The following is a 5,914-nucleotide window of genomic DNA, read 5'->3' on the forward strand; positions in this document are numbered from 1 at the left end:
GAGCCGTCGGTGGCCTCTGTGTCGTCGTTGCGGCGGGTGTTCGCTTCGGGTGAGGCGTTGCCTGCGCAGACTGCGGCGTCGTTGCGTCGGGTGTTGCCGTCGGTGCGGTTGCACAATTTGTATGGGCCGACTGAGGCTGCGGTGGATGTGACGTTCCATGAGGTCACTGCGGCGGATGAGGTGTCGGTGCCGATCGGTGCGCCGGTGTGGAACACGCAGGTGTTTGTGTTGGATTCGCGGTTGCGGCCGGTGCCGGTGGGTGTTGCGGGTGAGTTGTATCTGGCGGGTGTGCAGTTGGCCCGGGGGTATGTGGGTCGTGCTGATCTGACGTCGGATCGGTTTGTTGCGAATCCGTTCGGCGGTTCGGGTGCGCGGATGTACCGGACGGGTGACCTGGTGACGTGGACTGCCGGCGGTGAGTTGGAGTACATCGGTCGTACTGATTTCCAGGTGAAGTTGCGTGGTTTGCGGATCGAGCTCGGCGAGATCGAGTCGGCCATGCTCGCCCACGAGCGGGTCGCCCAGTCCGTCGTTCTGGTGCGCAGCGACCTGCACTCCGGCGAGCAGCTGGTCGGCTACGTCGTCCCGGTCGAGGGTGCGGCCGTCGATGTCGATGAGCTGAAGGCGATGGTCGGGCGCACGCTCCCCGCCTACATGGTCCCGGCAGTCGTGGTTGTGCTCGAGGCGTTCCCGGTGAATGCGAGCGGCAAGCTCGACCGCAAGGCACTGCCAACACCGATTTTCGTGTCCGGGCGCGCAGCGTTCAGGGCACCGCGCACGCCAACCGAGGAGATCGTCGCTGGGATCTTCGCGGATGTGCTTCACACGCCACAGGTCGGGATCGACGACAGCTTCTTCGACCTGGGCGGCGACTCGCTCGTCGCCAACCAGGTCGTCTCCCGAATCGGAGCGGCCTTCGGCGTCCGGCTCGGGGTGCGGACGTTGTTCGAGGCGCCGACGGTGCTTGGCCTCGCCGCGCGGGTCGAGGCATTGTCGGATTCGGCCGATGCCCGGCTCGAGCTGGTCGCCCGCCCGCGGCCCGAGGTCATGCCTCTTTCGCTTGCGCAGCAGCGCATGTGGTTCCTCAACCAGTACGATCCGTCCGCTCCCACGTACAACCTGCCCTTCGTGGTGCGTCTGACCGGCCGGGTGGACACGGCGGCATTGGCGTCGGCGCTGGCCGACGTCCTCGAACGCCACGAGTCACTGCGCACGGTGTTCCCGGACTCCGGGAACGGGGCACATCAGGTCCTCGTCCCCACCCACGAGATCGCACTGTCCAGCGCTGCCGAACAGGTCGTGGAGGGTGACCTGCCGCAGCGGCTGCTCGAGTTCGCCGGGGTCGGATTCGATGTCAGGAAGCAGATCCCGATCCGCATCCGGGTCTTCGAGGTGATGGGGGCCGCCCCGACGGAGCATTCAGAGTTCGCGGTCGCGATGGTCGTGCACCACATCGCAGCCGACGGCATTTCCCTGGCGGTGTTCGCACGAGACGTCGTGGCCGCATACACGGCGCGTCGCGAGGGCGAGGCGCCTGCCTGGGCGCCGCTGCCGGTCCAATACACCGACTACACCCTGTGGCAGCGTGAACTGCTGGGCTCCGAAGACGACCCGGAATCGTTGTCGGCCAAGCAGATCGACTTCTGGCGGACGAGCCTTGCCGGACTTCCGGATCAGCTCGACCTGCCCGCGGACCGTCCACGGCCGGCCATCCAGTCGTTCGAGGGTGGGCGACTGGGCTTCGAGATCCCGGCGGCCACATACGAGGCGCTCGGTGGGTTCGCCCGCGCGCGGGGGGTGACGCCGTTCATGGTTACGCACGCCGCGCTGACCGTGCTGCTCGCGCGGCTGAGCGGCACCTCTGACATCGCGGTGGGCACCGTGGTCGCGGGACGCGGCGAGCAGGCACTGGACAACCTCGTCGGCATGTTCGTCAACACGCTCGTGCTGCGCACGGAGGTGGACCCGAATGCCTCGTTCGCCGACCTGCTGGCCCGGGTGCGAGACGACGATCTTGCCGCCTTCGGCCATGCCGACGTTCCGTTCGAGCGCCTCGTGCAGGTGCTCAACCCGGTCCGATCGACCGCACGCCACCCGCTTTTCCAGGTGGTGCTGTCCTTCGAGAACATGGACAGGGCCGAGGTCGAGCTGCCCGATCTGACGGTGTCGGCCGACGAGGTCCGCGTGGACGTGTCGAAGTTCGACCTGCAGCTGACGATCGCGGATCGGCCGCTCGACATCGGCGCGGACCGCACGGGTGTCGACGCCGAGTTCATCTATGCGAAAGACCTTTTCGACGAGTCGACGGTCAACGGATTCGCCGAGCGTTTCGTCCGCATCCTGGACGCCGTCATCGGCGATCCCGGAGCCCCGGTCGGCGACGTCGAGATTCTCGACCCCAACGAGCGTGCGGATCTCTCTGACCGGTGGGGTGGCGTACTGCCCTCCGTGCCGTCTGCCCTGCCTGCGCCCCAGACGATGGGCCAGATCTTCGCGGCGGCGGCCGTCGTGGACCCGGACGCGATCGCGCTGGTCGGCGCCGGTGGTCGGGAGCTGACCTACCGCGAGCTCGACGAGCAATCCTCACGACTGGCGCGCGTCCTCATCGCGGAGGGCGCGGGTCCGGAATCCACGGTTGCCGTTGCCATCACCCGCTCGATCGAATCAGTGCTCGCGGTGTGGGCGGTGGCGAAGGCCGGTGCCGCGTTCGTGCCGGTTGATCCGAACTATCCCGCCGAGCGCGTCGCTCACATGGTGTCCGACTCCGGCGCCGTGATCGGTGTGACGCTGGGGGAGTTCGCGGACCGGCTGCCCGGTGCGCTGCGCTGGTTGGCGCTCGATGATGCCGACGTCGTCCAGCGTTGCGCGGACTTCTCGCCGGCTCCGGTGTCGGATGCCGACCGGACCGCCAGGCTTCGGATGGAGCACCCGGCCTACGTCATCTACACCTCGGGGTCGACCGGTCGACCCAAGGGCGTCGTCGTCACCCATGCCGGACTCACCAACGCCGTCGAACATCAGAAGGTTCACTACGGACTGGTACCGGGTTCGCGGTCGCTGCACGTGGCCTCGCCGAGCTTCGACGTCGCCGTCTATGAGGCGCTGATGGCCTTCGGATCGGCCGCGACCATGGTGATCGTCCCGCCCGGAGTGTTCGGTGGCGTCGAACTCGCCGACCTGCTGCGTGACCAGCGGGTCACCCACGCGATGATCACACCTGGCGCGCTCGCAACGGTGGATCCCAGCGGACTCGACGATCTCGCGACGCTGATGGTGGCGGGTGAGGCCTGCCCGCCCGAGCTGATGGCGCGGTGGTCGGTGGGGCGCCGCTTCATCAACGCGTACGGTCCGACCGAGTCGACCGTGCTCGCCACCAGCACCGGCGTGCTGTCGGCAGGAGACCTGGTCACGATCGGCGGCCCCGTCGCCGGCCTCGCAGCGCTTGTCCTCGACGGACGCCTGCACCCGGTGCCCGCTGGTGTGGTCGGAGAGTTGTACGTGTCCGGACCCGGCCTGGCGCGGGCGTACCGTGGCCGTCCCGATCTGACGTCCGACCGTTTCGTGGCCAACCCGTTCGGGGCGCCGGGGCAACGGATGTACCGCACCGGTGACATGGCGCGCTGGACCGCGAATCGGGAGATCGAGTACCTGGGTAGGTCGGACTTCCAGGTGAAGGTCCGGGGTTTCCGGATCGAACTCGGTGAGATCGACGCCGTGCTCGCGGCGCAGCCCGGGGTCGACTTCGCGGTGACCATCGGGCACCAGGGCGCCGGGGGCTCCACCTCGCTGGTGTCCTACCTGTGCGGGGCCGACGGGGTGGTACTCGATGTGGCCGCGATCAGGGACGCCGCCGGGCAGATCCTTCCCGCGCACATGGTTCCGTCGTCGATCATGCTCCTCGACGCGATTCCGTTGACTCCGGTCGGCAAGCTCGACCGAAAGGCTTTGCCGGAACCGGTTTTCGAGGTCCGGGCATTTCGTGCTCCGACGACGCGGGTCGAGTCGATCGTCGCCGAGGTTTTCGCCGACGTACTCGGACTCGAGCGGGTCGGCCTCGACGACGACTTCTTCGAACTCGGCGGCAATTCGCTGATCGGCACCCAGGTGACCGCACGGCTGGGAGCCGCGCTCGACTCGACCATCCCGGTCCGGGCGCTGTTCGAGGCGTCCACCGTCGGCGCCCTGGCGGCCCGGGTGGAACAACACGCGGGTACAGGCGGGCGGATCCGGCTCATCGCCGGTGATCGCCCCGACCAGATCCCGCTCTCGCTGGCACAGCAGCGGATGTGGTTCCTCAACCGATTCGACTTGAACTCCACGGCGTACAACATCCCGTTGGCTATCAGCCTTTCGGGAGAGCTGGACATCGATGCGCTGCAGGCAGCAGTCGCCGACGTCGTCGAGCGGCACGAGTCGCTGAGGACGCTCTACCCGGAAACGGAACTCGGTCCTGTTCAGGTGATCCTCGACCCGGAGGACAGCGCCGTCGAGGTGAGCCGGGTGAAAGCCGCAGGGGGCAACTCGGAGCGGTACCTGCGGGAGATGTTCTCCGGTGGCTTCGACGTCAGTTCTCAGGTTCCTTTGCGTGCAACGCTGTTCGAGCTCGCCGACACCGAATTCGTGCTCGGCATGGTGGTGCACCACATCGCCGCCGACGGCTGGTCGGTTTCACCTCTGGCCCGCGACGTGATGATCGCGTATGCGGCGCGTAGCGCGGGAGTGGCGCCCGCATGGACTCCGCTGCCCGTGCAGTACGCCGACTTCAGCCTGTGGCAGCGCGAGGTGCTCGGGTCGGAGGATGACCCGAAGTCTCTGATCTCCCGGCAGTTCGAGTACTGGAGGTCCGCACTCGCCGGGTTGCCCGATCAGCTCGACCTGCCCGCCGATCGGCCGCGGCCCGCCGTCTCGTCGTACCGAGGCGGAGCGCATCGGTTCGAGATCGACGGCGCCCTGCACGCTGCCCTCAATGAGCTTGCCCGCGAGCTCAACACCACCCTTTTCATGGTGGTCCACGCTGCGCTGTCGGTGTTGCTGGCACGGCTCAGCGGTACCGCTGACATCGCGATCGGTACTCCGATCGCGGGACGTGGCGAGGCCGCACTCGATGACGTGATCGGCATGTTCGTCAACACCCTCGTGCTCCGCACCCAGGTGGACTCGGGGGCGCGCTTCACGGATCTGGTGGCGCAGACGAAGGAAAACGATCTCGGCGCCTTCGGTCATGCGGACGTGCCGTTCGAGCGGCTCGTGGAACTCCTCAGCCCAGCGCGGTCGCAGTCGCGGCACCCGCTGTTCCAGGTCATGCTGTCGTTCCAGAACCAGGGCGTCACGGAGTTCGAGCTGCCGGGCCTGAACATCCGTGCGCTCGAATACGACGAGCAGGTCGCCAAGTTCGACCTGCAGCTCAACATCACCGAGTCGATCGATGAAAGCGGCGAGCTCACGGGGATGTCCGCCCTGATGACCTATGCCACGGATCTCTTCGACGGATCGACGGTGGCCGGGTTCGGGGACAGGTTCCTCCGCCTTCTCCAGGCCGTGGTAGCCGAGCCGAACGGTCTGGTCGGTGATATCGAGGTGCTCGACTCTGTCGAGCGGGATTTGGTGGTGTCGGGTTGGAATGCCACGGATCGGGTGGTCGGGGACGGCACGTTGGTGTCGTTGTTCGATGCGCGGGTGGTGTTGTCGCCGGGTGCGGTGGCGTTGTCGTTCGAGGGTGAGTCGGTGACATACTCGGAGTTTGATGTTCGGGTCAATCGTCTTGCTCGGCATTTGATTTCGGTTGGTGTGGGGCCGGAGTCGTTGGTTGCGTTGGCGATGCGTCGGTCGATCGATTTGTTGGTCGGTGTGTATGCGGTGGTCAAGGCCGGTGGTGCGTATGTTCCGGTGGATCCGGATCAGCCTGCGGATCGAA

General features: G+C 67.0%; 1 protein-coding gene. It reads left to right on the top strand.

Annotated elements, in window-relative coordinates; translation table 11 throughout:
* Window positions 1-5,914 (top strand): non-ribosomal peptide synthetase (locus tag FCG67_RS24805; RefSeq protein ID WP_136912233.1); only part of this gene is annotated, 5,914 nt, incomplete at both ends.

It is taken from the genome of Rhodococcus oryzae (assembly GCF_005049235.1).
In the GTDB taxonomy this organism is placed as follows: domain Bacteria; phylum Actinomycetota; class Actinomycetes; order Mycobacteriales; family Mycobacteriaceae; genus Rhodococcus_G; species Rhodococcus_G oryzae.